Source organism: Nocardia huaxiensis (genome assembly GCF_013744875.1).
GTDB classification, from domain to species: Bacteria; Actinomycetota; Actinomycetes; order Mycobacteriales; family Mycobacteriaceae; genus Nocardia; species Nocardia huaxiensis.
The window spans coordinates 6,881,057-6,897,762 of record NZ_CP059399.1 but is presented as its reverse complement, the minus strand read 5'-3'; the positions used below and the strand labels follow the sequence as shown (position 1 = coordinate 6,897,762).

Sequence of the window (16,706 nt, the reverse complement as noted above, 5' to 3'; positions counted from 1 at the left end):
GCCGCGCCTCTGGTTATCGGGCGGCCGCGAAGTTCCGCTACTCGTGTGAGCGGTTGGCGGCCGTCAGGATAGCGGGGAGCAGTCCGGGGAGAGCCTCGTCGACATCCTCGGTGCGCAGTCGCTGGTAGATATTGCCGTCCACGGTGAGGCGTTCGGTGAGCCCCGCTTCGCGCAGGATCTTGAAGTGGTGGGCGGCCGTGGACTTGCTGACGCCGTCGTAGAGCGCGGCGCAGCGCAGCGCGGTGCCGGCATTGGCGAGGCGGCGGATCATTTCCAGGCGGACCGGGTCCTGCAGCGCGCCGAGTACCGCGGGCAGCGCGGGCGGCGGGCCGACCGCGGGCAGGACGTGGGACGTGTCGGTGTCTGGCATGAGCTACCTCACTCCGGAATCAGGTTTGACGATCATCGAACCAGGAGTAGCGTCAGGTTCGATAATGATCAAACTTACCTGATGGAGGGTTCGATGGCAGCAGCAGCGACGGTTGCGCCTCGTGTCGGGCAGGACAGTCAGAGCTGGGCGTACGCGCTCGTCCTGGCCGCGAGCGGCGTGGCGCTGGGCGTGTCCGGGGTGCCCGCACCGCTGTATGGCATCTATCAGCAGGAGTGGAATTTCACGCCGCTCACCACGACCTTCGTCTTCGCCGCCTACGCCGTCGCGGCGCTGGGCGCGGTGCTGGTGTCGGGCCGCATCTCCGACTCGGTGGGCCGGAAACCGGTGCTGCTGGGCGCTTTCGGCATCATGGTGGCCGGGCTGATCGTCTTCCTGCTCGCCGACAATGTGGCCATGCTGCTGCTGGCTCGGGCCCTGCACGGCGCGGCGGTCGGCGCGACCGTGGTGGCGGGCGCGGCGGCACTGCTGGATCTGCGGCCCAAGCACGGTGCGCGGTCCGGGCAGCTGTCGGGTGTGGCCTTCAATGTCGGTATGGCCGTGGCCATTCTGGGCTCGGCGCTGCTGGCCCAGTACGCGCCGCATCCGTTGCGCACGCCGTATGTGGTGATCACCGTGGCGTGCCTGCTGGTGGCCGTCGGCGTGCTGGCCCTGCGGGAGCCGCACACCGCCCGCGTGGCCGGACCGATTCGGATCGCGAAACCGGCTGTGCCGCAGGAGATTCGGGGAGACTTCTGGTTCTCCGCGCTGGGTGTGATGGCGGCCTGGTCGGTGCTGGGCGTGCTGCTGTCGCTGTACCCGTCGCTGGCCGCGGCCAAGACGGGGGTGCACAACCTCGTCTTCGGTGGCGCGGTGGTGGCCGCCACGGCGACGGCCGGTGCGCTGGCGCAGTTCTTCGCGACCGGCATTCCCGCCCGTCGCGCGGCCATCGCCGGTGATATCGGCATGGCGCTCGCGCTGCTGCTCACGCTGCCCGCACTGGCCACGCACAACTGGGTCTGGGTGCTGCTGTCCGGTGTGGTGCTGGGCGCGACCTTCGGCCTCGGCTTCGGCGGCTCACTGCGGCACCTGTCCGATGTGGTGCCGCAGCACAAGCGTGGGGAAACCATGTCGGCGTACTACCTGCTGGCCTATTCGGCCATGGCGCTGCCGACGGTGCTGGCCGGCTGGGCCGCCACCGAGTGGGGTTTGAACGCGGTGTTCCCGTGGTTCGTCGGCGCGGTCGCGGTCGCCTGCCTGGTCGCGGCGGGAATCGGCCTGCGCCGCAATGCGAGCGCCGCAGCCGCTGCCTGAGCCGACGATGCGAGGGCCCCGCCGGGAAATCCGGCGGGGCCCTCGCCGTTCGGGTGCGAAGGCATCGGCGTCCGCTGGGCCATGTCTCAGCAGGTCGGCGGTGGGCCGGCGATTCGGGTGCGGCTGTCGAAACCGGTTGGTGCGGAATGGGAATCACAACATGCTGGGCGTGTCGCGGGGACGGTCGCTATCCTTCCGCTATGCGGCGGTGGGGGTGGTTCGGCAGGGTGTCGAACCGTACGGTTCACCGGTCGGCACTGATGAGGGTTGTGGTTCCCGCGGTGGTGATCGGGCTTGTTGTCGGTGTGTGCACCGGGTTGTTGCTCCTACCCGGTGAGTCCGGGGGAGGGTCGAATCAGCTGGAGCGCAATGACATTGCGCGCTCGGTAATCGCGGGCCTGGTGGCGGCGGGACTGTGGGTGCTGCTCTACCGCTGGCAGCGGGATCGGGATCGAGGCCGGTTCGCCCAGTTGTTCGGCGCGGCGGCCATGCAGCTCGGGCATGCGGATGTGGCGGTGCGCATCGCGGGTGTCTACGCCATGGCGGGCGTCGCGGATGGTGCGGCCACGGCGGGGCAGCGGCAGCAGTGCGTCGACGTGCTCTGCGGATACCTACGCCTGCCCTATGTCCCCGATGAGGGCGCCAGTCATCTGGTCTCCAAATCGCAGCGGGTGGAGGATTCCGGCACCGCGGTGGAACGCGTGTACGGCTACCGGCAGAACGACCGCCAGGTCCGCGACACCATCCTGCGCGTGATCGCCGGACATCTGCGCCCGTCCGCCGAAAGATCCTGGTCCGACTGCGATTTCGACTTCTCCGACGCCATCTTCGAGGACCTGGACTTCCGTGAGGTGACCTTCGCGGGCGATACCCGCTTCACCAATGCCGTATTCGTCGGCGGCCGCGTCACCAGTTTCGATCGGGCCCGCTTCCTGGGCAGCCGGGTCAGCTTCCAGGGTGCGATGTTCCGCGCCACCAGCACCCGCTTCGACGGCGCGATCTTCGCGCCCGCGCCCTCCTCGCGCGGCGAACTCGACAGCGCCGGAACCACATTCATCGATGCCACCTTCGCGGGCACGGTCTCCTTCGACGGCGCCACGTTCGGCGGCTCGCGCACGGTCTTCACCCGCGCCACCTTCGCCGGTGAGCGCAGCAGTTTCGCGGATGCGACCTTCACCGCCGAACTGACCACCTTCGAGCGCGCGGTCTTCGACGGCGGCCGGGTGACCTTCGCGACGGCGGAGTTCGCCGGGGCCAGAATCACTTTCGCCAATGTGCGGTGCTACGCCGAAGCCACGGTTTTCGACTGCGCGCACCTGGGCAGTCGCGGCCGCTGGCGGGTCGGCGGCACCCGGGAGGTCAGCTTCGCCCGCGCCGAATGCCACGGCCGGGTGACCTTCGCCGACGCTGTCTTCGACGGCCGCGCGGCGGACTTCACCGGCGCGGACTTCTTCGGCGACATCTCCTTCCGCCGGGTGGCGTTCGACGCCCGCGAGGTGACCTTCGAGAAGCCGAAGGCGTGGGTCGGCGTGCGCTTCGACTGGGATGAGAGTCCCTCCACCAAGCCCGCCAATATTCGCCCGGAGAAGTGGCCGCCGAGCCCGGTCGAGCAGGCCGAACTCACCAGCGGCTGAGGGTGATTCACCGCGCCGGGAATCGGATGACGCGGTCGTCGCCGTCGTTCGGGTCGCCCCGGCCGTCGGTGTTGGACGTGGTCACCCACAGCGCGCCGTCGGGAGCCACCGCCACCGTGCGCAGTCGTCCGAGCCGATCCTCCAGTCGCGCTCGGGGTTCCCCGGTCGCACCGTCGGTGAGCGGCACCGTCCACAGTCGCTCGCCGCGCAGGGCCGCCGCGTACAGCGTGTTCCCGGCGATCGCGATCCCGGATGGCGAGGCTTCCGACGGCTTCCAGGTGACCAGCGGCTGCGTGAATTCGCCACCGCGGGTATCCCCGCTGCCCTCGACCTCCGGCCACCCGTAATTGCGTCCCGGCTCGATCAGATTGATCTCGTCGTAGGCATTGCGCCCGAACTCGGCGGCGAACAACCGCCCCGCCCGATCCCACGCCAGCCCCTGCACATTCCGGTGCCCGAGGCTGTACACGGGTGATCCGGCCACCGGATTGCCCGCCGCCGCGGCCCCTTCCGGCGTCAGGCGCAGAATCTTGCCGTTCGGATCCGCCGGGTCCTGCGATCGATCGGCCTGCCCGGCATCCCCGGTGCCCACATACAGCAGCCCGTCGGGCCCGAAGGCGATCCGTCCGCCGTCGTGGATGCTGCCCTTGGTGATTCCGCTGAAGATCACCTGCGGCTGCCCGTCGAGCCGGAAGCGCACGATCCGATTGTCCTGCGCCGCAGTGAAGTACGCGTACACGTAGCGGTCCTCGGCGTAGGTGGGCGATACCGCGAGGCCGAGCAGGCCCGCTTCACCCGTCGCCTCGACCCCGGGCACCCGGTACACCGGCGAGCTCCCCGCGCCCGGCGTCACCCGCACGATCGCCCCCGAATCCCGTTCGGCCACAAGCGCACTCCCGTCCGGCAGGAACGCCAGCCCCCACGGCGTTTCCAAGCCCTGGGCCACGTCCTCACCGGCGTCGAGATCCGGAACTCCGGTCGGCACGCTCGGCGCAGTCGCGGTGACCGTCGTCCCGGGTGGCCGCGGGTCGTCGTCCCGTGCGCACGACACGACTCCTGCCAGCAGAACGGCCACGGTCAGAACCCTCGAGCGTGCGCGCATCCCTCCATCTTGACCATCCCCGTCGCGGGCCGGCCCTGAACAGGGTGAAATGTCGGATTGCTACTGGATTACACCGTGCGATAGCTTGCAAAACGAAACGGTGTGGTCGATGCCGTCGCCCGGTCGATCGGCCACACTGGTAGTTGTAGGAAAGTCTGTGTGTGGGGGTTTGTGTTGTGCCCTGGGTGCTGATCGCCGTGGCCGTCGCGCTACTGCTGGCTGCGACGGCGACCGGAGTGCTGGCGATCCGGCGGCAGCGCCGCACCCAGAACGGTCGCGGAATGCGCGTGCTCGCCTCGATCCTGGTGATTCTGGGCTGGATCGCCATGCTCGCCGGTCTGCTCCCGATCGCCCAGGACGTCGCCTCGAATCTGGCGGGCGACACCATCGCCGGCACCGCGCGACCGACCGCTCCCGGCCTGGTCCCCGCCGGCCTGCCGACCACGACCACCAGCGCCAAACCCGCCGCCCCGGACCCGCTCGCGGCCCTGCGCGTCGGTGACTGCGTCGAGGTGCCGATGGATCAGACCACCGACCCCAAGACCGGTCAGCCCACCTGGCGCGCCGGTTCCCCCGCGGTGGCCGACTGCGATTCCCTCGACGCGAATTACCGTGTGGTGCAGACCGGTGCGGGCGAGTGCACGGGCAACCTGTACAAACTCGAAACCTCCCGCCACGACAAGTCCGGCAACCTGATCTACCACCTGTGCCTGGCCTACGACTGGCGCGTCGGCGTCTGCTACGACACCACCCAGATGGACGAGCCGCTGAAGGTGGATTGCGGTACGGCGGGTGCGCACATCGTGCAGGTCACCGCCGTCCTCGAGGACACGCGCGAAGGCGCCGGCTGCCCGCGCGACGGTCAGGGCGCGGTCTGGGTCGTCTGGGACAAACGCGCGCTGACCGTCTGCTTCCGGGGCGGAGACGAGCCCGGCCGCTAGCGGCGGCGGCCGACGGTGATGCCGTCCGGGATCAGCCACTGCGGCATGGGCCGGTGGATCTTGCGCTGCTTGACCACCTCGAAACCGGCGTCCTCCAACAGCTTTCGCGTCTCCTTCTCCGAGGGCGCGTGGGCCGGGCTGAGGGTGCTGCGGGTGAGGCGCTGGATCGGCCCGGAGGTGGGGCTGTTGGGCAGCATGGTCGCGATGGCCACCAGCCCGCCCGGGGCCAGCACGCGATGGAATTCGCGCAGCGCCACCGGATGATCGAAGAAGTGGAAGGCGCTGGTGGTGACCACCGCGTCCAGTGCGCCGTCGTCGAGGGGCAGGTGCTCGGCGGCCGACTTCAGCCAGGTGACCTCGGTCGACCGGGCGCGCGCCTGGGCGAGCATGCCGGTGGAGGCGTCGATGCCGTACACCGCCTCGGGCCGCAGTTCGCGTTGAATCCGGGTGGTGAGAATGCCTGTCCCGCAGCCGATATCGGCGATCCGGCGGGATCCGGCGGCGCGCAGTTCGGCCACCATCTCGTCCTGCGGGGGACGGTAGACGAAATGCTGCAGCGGCGCGGCGTCGTAGGCGCGGGCGACGGTGCCGAAGAACCGGGTGATCACGGTGTTGAGGCCACGATTGCCGATGGCCAGGGTTGAACTGCTCATGGGGCTCCCTTCCGCCCTCATCGAAGCAGAAATCAAGCTGTCTGGGAAGGTTCCTCGCGCCGCTGTTCCCGCCCCGGTGGAGTACCGTCGGGCGCATGAGGATTCGTGGTGCTGTCCTGGAACGAATCGGGGCCGAGACGCCGTTCGCGCAGTCGAAGCCGCTCACCGTGAGCGAACTCGACCTGGGTGAGCCCGGCCCCGGTGAACTGTTGGTGCGGATCGAGGCGGCGGGCCTGTGCCACTCGGATCTGTCCGTGGTGGACGGGAACCGCGTGCGCCCGGTGCCCATGCTGCTCGGCCACGAGGCCGCCGGGATCGTGGAGGCGGTCGGCGCGCAGGACCCGGATATCGCGGGCGACAGCGACATCGCGGTGGGCCAGCGCGTGGTCATGACCTTCCTGCCGCGCTGCGGCGAATGCTCCGGCTGCGCCACCGAGGGCCGGACCCCTTGTCTGGCAGGCAGTCTCGCCAACAATGCGGGCGAACTGCTCAGCGGCGGACGGCGGCTGCTGCGCGACGGCGAACCGGTGCACCACCACCTCGGCGTCTCCGCCTTCGCCACGCACGCCATCGTGGACCGCCGCTCGGTGGTGCCGGTCGACGACGACGTGCCCCCGGACGTGGCCGCCGTCCTCGGCTGTGCGGTGCTGACCGGCGGTGGCGCACTGCTGAATTCGGCGAAACCCGCCCCGGCCGATCGCATCATGGTGGTCGGGCTCGGCGGCGTCGGCATGGCGGCGGTGCTGGTGGCGGCCGCGCTGCGCGAAGGCACGGGCCGCGATGTGATCGCCGTGGACACCGTCCCGGACAAACTGAAGACCGCCCTGGAACTCGGGGCCACCGAGGCGTACACCCCGGCCGAAATCGCCGAACAGAACATCCAGGCCGAGGCGGTCATCGAGGCCGCGGGCAATATTCGCGCCTTCGAAACCGCCGTCGCCGCAACGGCTCCCGGCGGCACCACGGTCACCGTCGGCCTGCCCGCCCCCGATGCCCTGGCCTCGATCTCCCCGCTCGGCCTGGTGGCGCAGGGCCGTTCCATCGTCGGCAGCTACCTCGGCTCGGCCGTCCCCGCCCGCGACATCCCCGAGTACGTCCGCATGTGGCGCGAGGGCAGGCTGCCCGTGGAGCGCCTGGTCTCCTCGCGAATCCGCCTGGAGGACATCAACTCCGCCATGGACGAACTGGCAGCCGGTCACGCCCTGCGCCAGGTGATCGTCTTCGACTGACTCGCCCGGCAACCCGGCCTCGACCCGACGGAATTCCGTGGGCTAGCGCACGTCGACGGTGATCGTCCTGGTTTCCGTTTCGGCGGGCAGCTTGGTGGTGTCGACCATCAGGATTTCGCCGGAGTCCTGCACGCCATTGGGCATGGTCTTCGGTTCGAGGCCGAACGGGGGCTGATCGCCCTTGACGGCGGCCAGGCCGAAGTCGCTGTCATTGGCGATGTACAGGGTCTTGCCGCCGTCGGTGGTGGCCACGCCTTCGATCTTGTCGTGGGCGAAGAATTTGCCGTCCGCGTTCAGGGAGTCGACGAGTCCGCCGAGGTCCAGGCCGAGCTTCTTGGCGACCGGGGTGATTCCGGCCCTCTGCAGGGCGGTGATGCCGTCGGCGGTGGGCACCGCGCCGACGTAGGTCTCGACGGGCTTGCCGCCGATGAGCAGGCCCTGTGCCGGATCATATTGAGCTCCAGCGACACTCGACTGTGGGCCGATATCGGTCGCGCCGGTGATGTCCACCGTCCACAGCTTCTTGTTCGCCTTCGGCGCTGTGTTGCCGTCTCGCTCGTCGATCAGGAAGGTGGTGTTGCTCAATGCCGTGATCTCCGAAGCGCCGAGCTTGTCCTTCGGATTCTCCAGCGGATACGCGAATTCCTTGACCGCCTTGGTTTTCAGGTCCACGGTCACGATGCGGGTCATCGGCACCTCGCGCGCCGACTCCAATCCCGCTGTCTTGAGCCCGCTTTGGACGATGCCCACCAGCGTGCTGCCGTCGGGCGTCACGGTGAGGCCCTCCATGCCCTGGTTGGGTGTGCGCAGTCCGAGTTCCTTCGGCAGTCCGCGACCGGGTGTCAGCCGCTCCAGCTCGGTGCCGTTGGCGTCGAAATGCACCAGGAACGGGCCGTATTCGTCGGAGACCCAGAAGGTGCCGTCGGCCAGCGCCACCAGACCTTCACTGTCGATGCCGTGGTCGGTGGGCGCGAGCACGTTCCCGTTGAGATCCTTCATGGTCTCTCCGGTTACCGCCGAGGTGTCCACCAGCCCGTTGAACGGCTGTCCCGCCGGATTCTTCAGCAGGATGGTCGATTCGAGCACGGCCTTGTTTCCGGCCAGCTTGAACTTGCCGATCTGCGGCGTGAAATCCGAGACGGGAGCGACCTTTTCGTTCTTGACCTTGCCGTCCACATTCGGCCCGCGATCGGTGAGCCCGTAGAACTCGTCCTTGGACCCCGGCACCGGCACGAACGAGGACCCGTAGGCGCTGCCCTGCACGGTGACGCCGCCGAACTCGCCGAGCGGCTTGATGTCGGTGGTGTACAGCCGCACCGCGTCGGTGGTGGTGACGGTGATGCTGTCCGTCCCGGTGTACCCGGCCGCCGGGGTGTAGACGAGCGCGCCGTCGGTGCGGCGGCTGATCGTCCCGTGTTGCGGGTCCGCGAGGCCGACCGCCGCGCTGCCACCCGTCTTCGCCAGCAGGTCATCCAGCGCGATGACCAGTGGCTGGTCCTTGGTCGCGGTGAAGTCGGCTCCCTGGTCGGAGGACGAGCAACCGGCGGTGACAACGGACGCGCACACGGCGACGGCGACGAGTGCGCTGCGGGTCTTACGGCGAATTCTCACCAGCGATGACTACCTCCGCGATTCGACAGTCAGTTGACCGGGAACTTAACAGTGGCGGCCACCCCGGTGAATCGGCGCGCCACCGCGCGGTGTGGCGCGGCACACTCACCGCCCCCGGGCAGGCGTTTCCCGATTTCGCGACCCGTTAGGCTCTGACCAGAATTTCTCGTCGGAGTATGTGGAGGAGACCAGGTGACCACGAACCGGATCCGGGTGGGTGTGCTCGGGGCGCGCGGCAAGGTCGGGCAGGCCATCTGCGCGGGTGTCGAAGCGGCCGCCGATCTGGAGCTGGTGGCCCAGGTCGACAAGGGCGACGCGCTCGAGACCTTCACCGAGACCGGCACCCAGGTGGTCGTCGACTTCACCCACCCCGATGTGGTGATGCCGAATCTGAAGTTCCTGGTGGAGAACGGTATTCACGCCGTCGTCGGCACCACCGGCTTCGACGCCGAACGCCTGGAGCAGGTGCGCGGCTGGCTGGCCGGCAGCCCCGGGACCAGCGTGCTGATCGCCCCCAACTTCGCCATCGGCGCGGTGCTGTCCATGCGCTTCGCCGAGCAGGCCGCCCGCTGGTTCGAATCCGTCGAGGTCATCGAACTGCACCACCCGAACAAGGCCGACGCCCCGTCCGGCACCGCCTACCGCACCGCCGGCCTCATCGCCGCGGCCCGCGACAAGGCCGGTGTGGGCCGCAGCCCCGACGCCACCACCACCGAACTCGAGGGTGCGCGCGGCGCGGACGTGGACGGCGTGCGCGTGCACTCGGTCCGGCTCGCGGGTCTGGTCGCGCACCAGGAGGTGCTGTTCGGCACCCAGGGCGAGACACTGACCATCCGCCACGACTCCATCGACCGGACCTCCTTCGTGCCCGGTGTCCTGCTCGGCGTCCGCAAGGCCCCGCACCGCCCCGGCCTGACCGTCGGCATCGACGAGCTGCTGGACCTGTGAGCGCGCCCGAGGACGGGAACGGCCGCGAGGTCGCCAAGAAGGTCGCCTTCATCGCGGCCCTGGTCCTCGTGCTCGTGTTCTATTTCTTCCTGCTCGGCCGGATCGCGCTCAGCCTGATCGGCAAGGGCTCCATCCCGGCGGTCGTGCTCGGCATCGGCATCCTGATCCTGCCGATCGTCGGCGTCTGGGTGGTGGCCTCCAGCGTGCGTGCCGCCTTCGCCCACCAGCACCTGGCTCGTCGCGCGCACGACGAGGGCTTCGAAGTCGACGTCTCGGATCTGCCGCGCCGCCCGTCCGGCCGCCTCGAACGGGCCGCTGCCGATGAACTTTTCGAGAAGGTCAAGCAGGAGTTCGAGGCCGACCCGGACAACTGGCGCACCAACTACCGCGCCGCCCGTGCCTACGACCACGCGGGCGATCGCACCCGCGCCCGCGAAATGATGGGCCGCGCAGTCGAACTGGAGCGGCGCGAGCGCACCGGCAAGTAACGTCGGTCCCCGACAACGGCAGCGGCCCGGAACCATTCGGTTCCGGGCCGCTGCCGTTCTCACCGGGCTGGGTGCACCTTGCGCCAGTGTTCGGCGATGTCGATGCGGCGGGTCAGCCAGACCTTGTCGTGGGACTGCACGTAGTCCAGGAAGCGCTCCAGAGACTTTGCGCGGGCCGGTTTTCCGACGATGCGGCAGTGCAGGCCGACCGACAGCATCTTCGGCGCGCCCGCTTCGCCTTCGGCGTAGAGGATGTCGAAGGCGTCCTTCAGGTAGCTGAAGAACTCCTCGCCGTTGGCGAAGCCGGCGGGGGAGGAGAAGCGCATGTCATTGGTTTCGAGGGTGTACGGGACGACCAGCTGATCCTTGTCGCCGACCTTCACCCAGTAGGGGAGGTCGTCGGCGTAGGAGTCGGCGTCATAGACGAAACCGCCGTGCTCGACCACCAATTCGCGGGTCTGCGGCGAATCGCGGCCGGTGTACCAGCCTTTCGGGGGTTCGCCGAAGAGACGGGTGATGATCGCGACCGCCTCCGCCATGTGCGCGCGCTCGGTGGCGGGATCGGTGTCCTGGTAGGAGATCCAGCGCAGGCCGTGGCAGGCGATCTCGTGGCCGAGGCGCTTGAAGGCCGCGACCGCTTCCGGATTGCGTTCCAGCGCACGGGCGACACCGAAGATGGTGAGCGGGATGTCGCGCTGTTCGAACAGGCGCAGCACCCGCCACAGTCCGGCGCGGGAGCCGTACTCGTAGATGGTTTCCATCGACATGTGCCGGGCCGGGAACGACGCCGCCGGAACGATATCCGACAGGAAGGTCTCCGAACCCGGGTCGCCGTCGAGGACATTGTTCTCGCCGCCCTCCTCGTAGTTGAGGACGAAGTTGACGGCGATATTGGCGTCACCGGGCCACTGCGGATGCGGCGGGTTGGGGCCGTAGCCGACCATGTCCCGGGGATAGGTGAGGTCGAAATCGCTCATGCGAGTTCACCTTTCTGCTCCGCGCGCAGCCGGGCGCGCGCGTCCTCGGTGAGGCTGCCGAACAGGCGAAGGCGGGCCAGGCCGCCATCGGGGAAGGCATCCAGGCGCACCCGCACCACGGCCGCGTCCGACTCGATGGCGAAGCGGTGGCGGGTATCGGGCTGGAGCACGGTGCGCGCCAGCAATTCCACCTCGCTGCCGTCGGCGCGAATTCCGGTGAGCGAGGCCGCACCCGGGCTGTTGAACAGGAAGTACGAGGTGTCGATCTCGGCCATGGTGAGCACGCCCTCCTCGGCCAGCTGCACCAGCACCCAGTCATTGGTGGCCTTGTTGCGGCCGCGCGCGGTCTCCCAGCCGTCGCCCATCACCCGGGCCCGGCCGGGCATGAGCACATTCTGCGGGTGCGAGTAGAAGCGGTTGGAGCAGTCGGCCACCAGCCCGCCGTTCTCCAGTGCCGCCAGATCGAACGGACCCGAATCCAGCCATCGCAGTTCGGGTTTCGCGATGCCGTGCACCCGCAGCCGGGCGACGCCGCCATCCGGGAACATGCGCAGCCGCACGTGCGTCCACCGCTGGGCCGAGTCCACCGCGAACGGATTCTTGGAGTCACCCTCGACCTTGGCGCGCTCGACAATGGTGGTCCACCCATCGAGGTTCGCCAGCTCCTCCGCCGACGGATACCCCTCCACCGCAATGGCTTCCACCGAAACCTCCGGCGGATAGTTGCCCTTGAACCAGGCGGTGTCCACCACGACGCCCTTGATCACCCCGGGCACGCCGAGCCGCACGATCGCGGTGTCACAGTCCTCGTCGGCCGGGAACGCCCCGACCTCCCCGCGCCGCCGCCGCGTCTCCCACCCGTCGTACACCTGACCCTTGTGCCCGAACGTCGCCGGCGAATACTCCGACTCCTCCGGCCGAATGAGATTCTCCTTCTCCGCGAAGGATTCGTCGTTCGCCCACACGACCGCACCGCCGAGGGATCGCACGGCCAGGTCCGGCAACAGGGTGAAATCAGTCGACTCGGCAGTCATGGAACTCCTTTGGTTCTAGCGAAACAGAAACGGGAAAGTGGTTCGGGGTCAGGGCGATCCGGCGGGGTTGACCCAGCGGCGGTCGCGCAGGGCCTCGAGGACCTCGACCGTTGCGGCCGGGACCAGGGCGGTCACCGCCTCGGGTTCGAAAGCGCCGCAGGACAGTCCGCGCAGGATGACGGTGGCCAGAGCCTGGGCGGTGGCGGGTTCGTCGACCACCGCGCCGCCCTGACGGTCGAGGTAGCGGCCGATGCGCGGGGCCGCGACGCCCAGCGCAGTGCGGTAGAAGGCGAAGGTGGCGGCCCAGCGGGTGACCAGGTGGCCCGCGCCCATATCCCAGCCCTGGTAGTAGCCGCGCTCGAGGGAGCGGGAGACCAGGCGGAAGTGGCGGGCGACCGCCGCGCGCACCTCGGCTTCGGTGCCGAGGGGCAGCACCTGGGTGGAGCCGTCGCACACCCACACGCCGGTCTGCGCGGCGGCGGCCTGCATGACCGCCTTGGCGTGATCGGCCACCGGATGGTCCAGCGCCTGGAACTGCGGGGAGATGCCGCAGGCGGCGCTGTAATCGTAAGTGCCGTAATGCAATCCGGTGCAGCGTCCGGCGGCGCGATGGATGGCGGTGGCCACCGTGGCGGTGCCGTCGGCGGCGATCACGGCCTGCGGGCTCTCGATCTGCAACTCGAACTTCAGCGCACCGGAAGGCAGCCCGTGCGCGGATTCCAGTGCGTCACACAGCAGCACAGCGGTGTCGACCTGATCGGCGTGCCGGATCTTCGGAATCGTGAACACGAATCCGGCGGGCACGCCGCCCGCGCCCTCGAGCACCTGCTCCAGAGTCCGTACGGCACGCGACCATTCGACGGTGGTCAGCCCCTTCATGCGGATGCCGCGTGAGATCACCGCACCGGGCAGCGCGGCCAGCACCGCACCGGCCTGCCGGGCATCGCGGTCCTCGACCTCGTCACCCCGGGTCCCGTACCCGTCCTCGAAGTCCAGTCGCAGATCCTGAATCGGCCGCTGCCGCAGCGTTTCCAGCACCCGTTCGAACACCCCGTCACCGGCCAGCTCGGTCAGCAGATCCTGCTGCTGCTCGGCCAATTCGACGGCCGCCGCGCCCCATACGCTCGGCAGCTCGGCCGTGGCATCGGCCGCGCACACGTACGCGGTGTGGATCGGCTGCCCCGCCCGATCGCCCGGGTAATGCCGGGCGAGCTCGGAATCGACTGCCTGCAACCGTGTTTCGATACCGGCCAGCACCTGCGGCGGTAGCGTCACGAACGAACCTCCTGATCGTCGAGGGTGAATCCGGACAGGATGCCGGTGTACTGCTTGGGCAGCGGGCGCGCGTACTCACCGCGCCCGGATTTGCGGAGCCCCATGGTGACCAGCGACTGCACCGTCAGCGTGGCGGCGGTGACGCCGTCGATCACCGGCACCCCGACCTCCCGGGTCAGGTATTCGCACAGGTCCGCCATGCCCGCGCAGCCGAGCACGATGGCATCGGAGTTGTCCGCGTGCACCGCTTCCCGGCAGGCGTCCGCGATCACGGTGCGCGCCTTGGGATCCTCCAGTTCCAGCACCGGGATCTCACACGCGTGCAGTCCGAAGCAGAACCGGTCCATGCCGTAGCGTTCCGCCAGTTCGGCCGCGCGCCCGATGGTGCGCGACAGCGTGGTCACCACGCTGAACCCGCGCCCCAGATGACTGGCCGCCTGCATGGCCGCCTCCGCGATGCCGATCACCGGGCCGCGCGCCAGCTCCCGCGCCGCATCCAGTCCCGGATCGCCGAAGCACGCGATCACATAGCCGTCCACGCCCTCGGCCTCCCCGCGCGCGATCTCCGCGAGCAGTCCGGGCACGGAAAGCGCTTCGTCGTAATGGCTTTCGATGGACAGCGGCCCCATCGTATTGGTGGCGCCCTCGATGATGGTGCCCGGCGCGGCGACAGCGCGGGCGCATTCCTCGGCGATGGCCGTCATGGACGCCGAGGCATTCGGATTGATGACGCGAATTCTCATGGACCTCACCGATTTTCGAGGACGGACGCCGGAATGCGCAGCGGTCCGCGGGTAGCGAACAGGAAGTAGAGAATCAAGCCGAGCGCACAACCGATGAACCAGCTGTACTGCGCGGCCGTGTACATGCCGGTGATGCTGCCCGACGTCAGGACCGGGAACACCGCCGCGCCCGCGCCGATCACCGTGGCGGCGACGGCGGCCGGGTTGTAACCCTTGCGGTACCAGTAGATTCCGCGCTCGGACATGCTGAACAGATCGTCCACCACCACCTTCTGCTTGCGCACCAGGTAGTAGTCGGCGATCAGCACACCGAACAGCGGCCCGATGAACGCACCCAGCGTTTCGAGCGTGTAGTGGATGACATCGGGATTGTTGTAGAGGTTCCACGGCGTGATGGCCACGGACCCGACGGCCGCGATCATGCCGCCCATGCGCCAGCTGATCTTCTGCGGGTTCACATTCGAGAAGTCGAAGGCCGGGGAGATGAAGTTGGCGACGATATTGATGCCGATGGTGGCGATGGTGAAGGTCAGCGCCCCCAGCACGATGGCGAAGGTGTTGTCGATGCGCGCCACCGTCGCGACCGGATCGGTGATGAGTTCGCCGTACACGGGAATGGTCAGCGACGCCGTCACCACGACCAGCAACGAGAACACCAGGAAGTTGACCGGCAGCCCGAGCAGATTGCCCTTCTTCACCGCCGCGAAGCTGCGCCCGTAGCGGGAGAAGTCACCGAAGTTCAGCATCGGCCCGGAGAAGTACGAGACCACCAGCGCGATGGCGCCCAGCATGACCGGCACCGCCGCCCAGCCGCTCTTGGTCACCGTCTGACCCATGCTCAGATCGATGCCGTCCCAGCCGGACTTCCAGATCAGGTAGCCGCACAGCACGAACATGACCACGTAGACGGCGGGCCCGCAGAAGTCGATGAACTTGCGAATCGATTCCATGCCGCGCCAGAACACGCACGCCTGCAACACCCACAGCAGCAGGAACGACGCCCACCCCAGTGCCGACAGTCCGAGGAACCCGTGATCGCCGACCACCGCGTACGGGGCCAGACCCGGGAACAGCTTGATCAGCACGACATCCAGGGCCGCCGAGGCGAGGAAGGTCTGAATGCCGTACCAGGCCACAGCGATCAGCCCGCGAATGATGGCGGGAATATTCGCGCCCAGCACGCCGAACGAGCTGCGGCACATGACCGGATAGGGCACTCCGGTCACCTGGCTGGGCTTGGCGACCAGGTTGCACAGCCCGTACACGATGGTGATGCCGACAACCAGCGCCACCAGCACCTGCCAGCTGTGCAATCCGAGGGCGAACAGGCTGCCGGCGGTCACGTATCCGCCGACGCTGTGCACGTCCGACATCCAGAACGCGAAAATGTTGTAGGTGCCCCAGGTCTGCTGTTTCAGGGGCGCGAGGTCTTCATTGGTGAGGCGGGGATCGTAGGCCGGCGCGGGTGGCCCCGCCGGGAGTGGCACCGCTTCGGTGACTGCACCGGGCGACGGCGGCGCAACTGTTTCGGGCATGTCGCACATCCGATCTCATGAGGTCCCGACCTTCGGGACGAGGTGTGCGAGAACCTATCGAGCGGGTATTGCCCGGGTATTTCCGGAACTATATATCTTCTGACCGGCCCGGATCGGCGAACAATCCGGTGTCGGTGGGCAGCTTCGACACTACTCCGTTGAGCCGCGCGTGATGCTCGTCGGCGGCCGCCAGCAACGCGTCGGCATCACGGGCCAGGAAGGCCGCCAGCTGCCGGCTGTGATCGGCCTGCAGGATCACCCGGTCGCTGGTGCTGGCGTGCACCATGGGCTGCACCGGTTCGGTGATGTTCCAGGCGTATTCGAGCATGTGCACCACGCGCGGCATGCCGGACGGCCGCACCAGGGCGAGATGGAAATTGCGGGTCTCGCGGTGATAGGCCACCGCGTTCTCGGTGAGCACCGCGCGCTCGAGCCGCGCATGGGTTTCGACCGCGATCCGATGATCCTCCTCGGTGGCCCGGTGCACGGCCGCCGCCAGCGCCGCGGATTCCAGGCTCTCCCGGACCACATACAGTTCCCGCAGCTCAGCGGCGGTGAGCAGGGTGACCTGGTAGCCGAAGTTGGGCCGATGCTCGACCAGGCCCTCGCCGATGAGCACCTGGAGCGATTCCCGCACCGGGATCGCGCTGACCGTGAACTGCCGGGCCAGTTCGCCCAGTGGTAGCCCGCCGCCCGGCGGGAGATTTCCCTCCAGAATCAGCCTGCGCAGTTCCGCGAGAATCTCGTGCTGCGAGTACCCGCGCTTGGCGTCCAGCGGGGGAGTGAGCTGCGGCAATCGCGGCAGGCGTGGTCGAGACGGCATCGGACCACCGTAAACCGTCGCCCGGTTTCAGA

Annotated in this window: 16 protein-coding genes; 6 read left to right on the top strand and 10 right to left on the bottom strand. The window is 68.6% G+C overall.

The features are described from left to right. Positions 1-37: 37 nt before the first annotated feature. On the bottom strand, positions 38-370 hold the full coding sequence (locus H0264_RS31385; protein ID WP_181580898.1) for an ArsR/SmtB family transcription factor: 333 nt from the start codon (positions 368-370) through the stop codon (positions 38-40). A gap of 93 nt (positions 371-463) precedes the next feature. On the opposite strand from H0264_RS31385, the gene H0264_RS31380 reads away from it, so the two are divergent. Both H0264_RS31380 and H0264_RS31375 read left to right on the top strand, forming a co-directional pair. Next, on the top strand, positions 464-1,681 hold the full coding sequence (locus H0264_RS31380; protein WP_181580897.1) for an MFS transporter: 1,218 nt from the start codon (positions 464-466) through the stop codon (positions 1,679-1,681). Between the two features lie 260 nt (positions 1,682-1,941). Beyond that, entirely contained in the window at positions 1,942-3,315 is a 1,374-nt protein-coding gene (locus H0264_RS31375) for a pentapeptide repeat-containing protein (protein WP_231084686.1), read from the top strand. Between the two features lie 7 nt (positions 3,316-3,322). On the opposite strand, the gene H0264_RS31370 is transcribed toward H0264_RS31375, so the two are convergent. Beyond that, positions 3,323-4,417, bottom strand: a complete 1,095-nt coding sequence (locus tag H0264_RS31370; RefSeq protein WP_181580895.1) for a PQQ-dependent sugar dehydrogenase — start codon at positions 4,415-4,417, stop codon at positions 3,323-3,325. A 176-nt stretch (positions 4,418-4,593) separates the two neighbouring features. Here H0264_RS31370 and H0264_RS31365 point away from each other — a divergent pair, with 176 nt between their 5' ends. Further along, positions 4,594-5,358, top strand: coding sequence for an LppU/SCO3897 family protein (locus H0264_RS31365; protein ID WP_181580894.1), 765 nt, complete (start codon positions 4,594-4,596; stop codon positions 5,356-5,358). Here the strand turns inward: H0264_RS31365 and H0264_RS31360 are convergent. Further along, on the bottom strand, positions 5,355-6,011 hold the full coding sequence (locus H0264_RS31360) for a class I SAM-dependent methyltransferase (RefSeq protein ID WP_181580893.1): 657 nt from the start codon (positions 6,009-6,011) through the stop codon (positions 5,355-5,357). The genes H0264_RS31365 and H0264_RS31360 overlap by 4 nt on opposite strands. Positions 6,012-6,106: 95 nt before the next feature. Here H0264_RS31360 and H0264_RS31355 point away from each other — a divergent pair, with 95 nt between their 5' ends. Next, positions 6,107-7,240, top strand: coding sequence for an alcohol dehydrogenase catalytic domain-containing protein (locus tag H0264_RS31355; RefSeq protein WP_181580892.1), 1,134 nt, complete (start codon positions 6,107-6,109; stop codon positions 7,238-7,240). 42 nt (positions 7,241-7,282) lie between these two features. Here H0264_RS31355 and H0264_RS31350 read toward each other — a convergent pair whose 3' ends face one another. Next, positions 7,283-8,851, bottom strand: a complete 1,569-nt coding sequence (locus H0264_RS31350; protein WP_181580891.1) for an esterase-like activity of phytase family protein — start codon at positions 8,849-8,851, stop codon at positions 7,283-7,285. Positions 8,852-9,043: 192 nt separating this feature from the next. Here H0264_RS31350 and dapB point away from each other — a divergent pair, with 192 nt between their 5' ends. Further along, positions 9,044-9,799, top strand: a complete 756-nt coding sequence (gene dapB / locus H0264_RS31345; RefSeq protein WP_420831999.1) for a 4-hydroxy-tetrahydrodipicolinate reductase — start codon at positions 9,044-9,046, stop codon at positions 9,797-9,799. Next, complete coding sequence (locus tag H0264_RS31340; protein WP_181580890.1) at positions 9,796-10,287, top strand: hypothetical protein; 492 nt, start codon at positions 9,796-9,798, stop codon at positions 10,285-10,287. Before dapB ends, H0264_RS31340 begins: the two co-directional genes overlap by 4 nt. 59 nt (positions 10,288-10,346) lie before the next feature. On the opposite strand, the gene puuE is transcribed toward H0264_RS31340, so the two are convergent. The 6 genes from puuE to H0264_RS31310 all read right to left on the bottom strand — a co-directional run bounded on the left by puuE (position 10,347) and on the right by H0264_RS31310 (position 16,674). Further along, a complete protein-coding gene (gene puuE / locus H0264_RS31335) occupies positions 10,347-11,264 on the bottom strand; it encodes an allantoinase PuuE (protein WP_181580889.1) in 918 nt (305 codons plus the stop codon). Continuing rightward, positions 11,261-12,298 carry an allantoicase gene (gene alc / locus H0264_RS31330; RefSeq protein WP_181580888.1) on the bottom strand — a complete coding sequence of 346 codons (1,038 nt, stop codon included), beginning with the start codon at positions 12,296-12,298 and terminating at the stop codon, positions 11,261-11,263. Before alc ends, puuE begins: the two co-directional genes overlap by 4 nt. Before the next feature lie 48 nt (positions 12,299-12,346). Further along, positions 12,347-13,573: a DUF6986 family protein gene (locus H0264_RS31325; RefSeq protein ID WP_231084689.1), complete on the bottom strand. Its 1,227-nt coding sequence runs from the start codon at positions 13,571-13,573 to the stop codon at positions 12,347-12,349. Continuing rightward, complete coding sequence (locus tag H0264_RS31320) at positions 13,570-14,316, bottom strand: aspartate/glutamate racemase family protein (protein WP_181580887.1); 747 nt, start codon at positions 14,314-14,316, stop codon at positions 13,570-13,572. The genes H0264_RS31325 and H0264_RS31320 overlap by 4 nt, the downstream gene beginning before the upstream one ends. A 5-nt stretch (positions 14,317-14,321) precedes the next feature. Next, a complete protein-coding gene (locus tag H0264_RS31315; protein ID WP_181580886.1) occupies positions 14,322-15,851 on the bottom strand; it encodes an NCS1 family nucleobase:cation symporter-1 in 1,530 nt (509 codons plus the stop codon). An 88-nt stretch (positions 15,852-15,939) separates the two neighbouring features. Beyond that, positions 15,940-16,674, bottom strand: a complete 735-nt coding sequence (locus tag H0264_RS31310) for a GntR family transcriptional regulator (protein ID WP_181580885.1) — start codon at positions 16,672-16,674, stop codon at positions 15,940-15,942. Positions 16,675-16,706 lie beyond the last annotated feature (32 nt).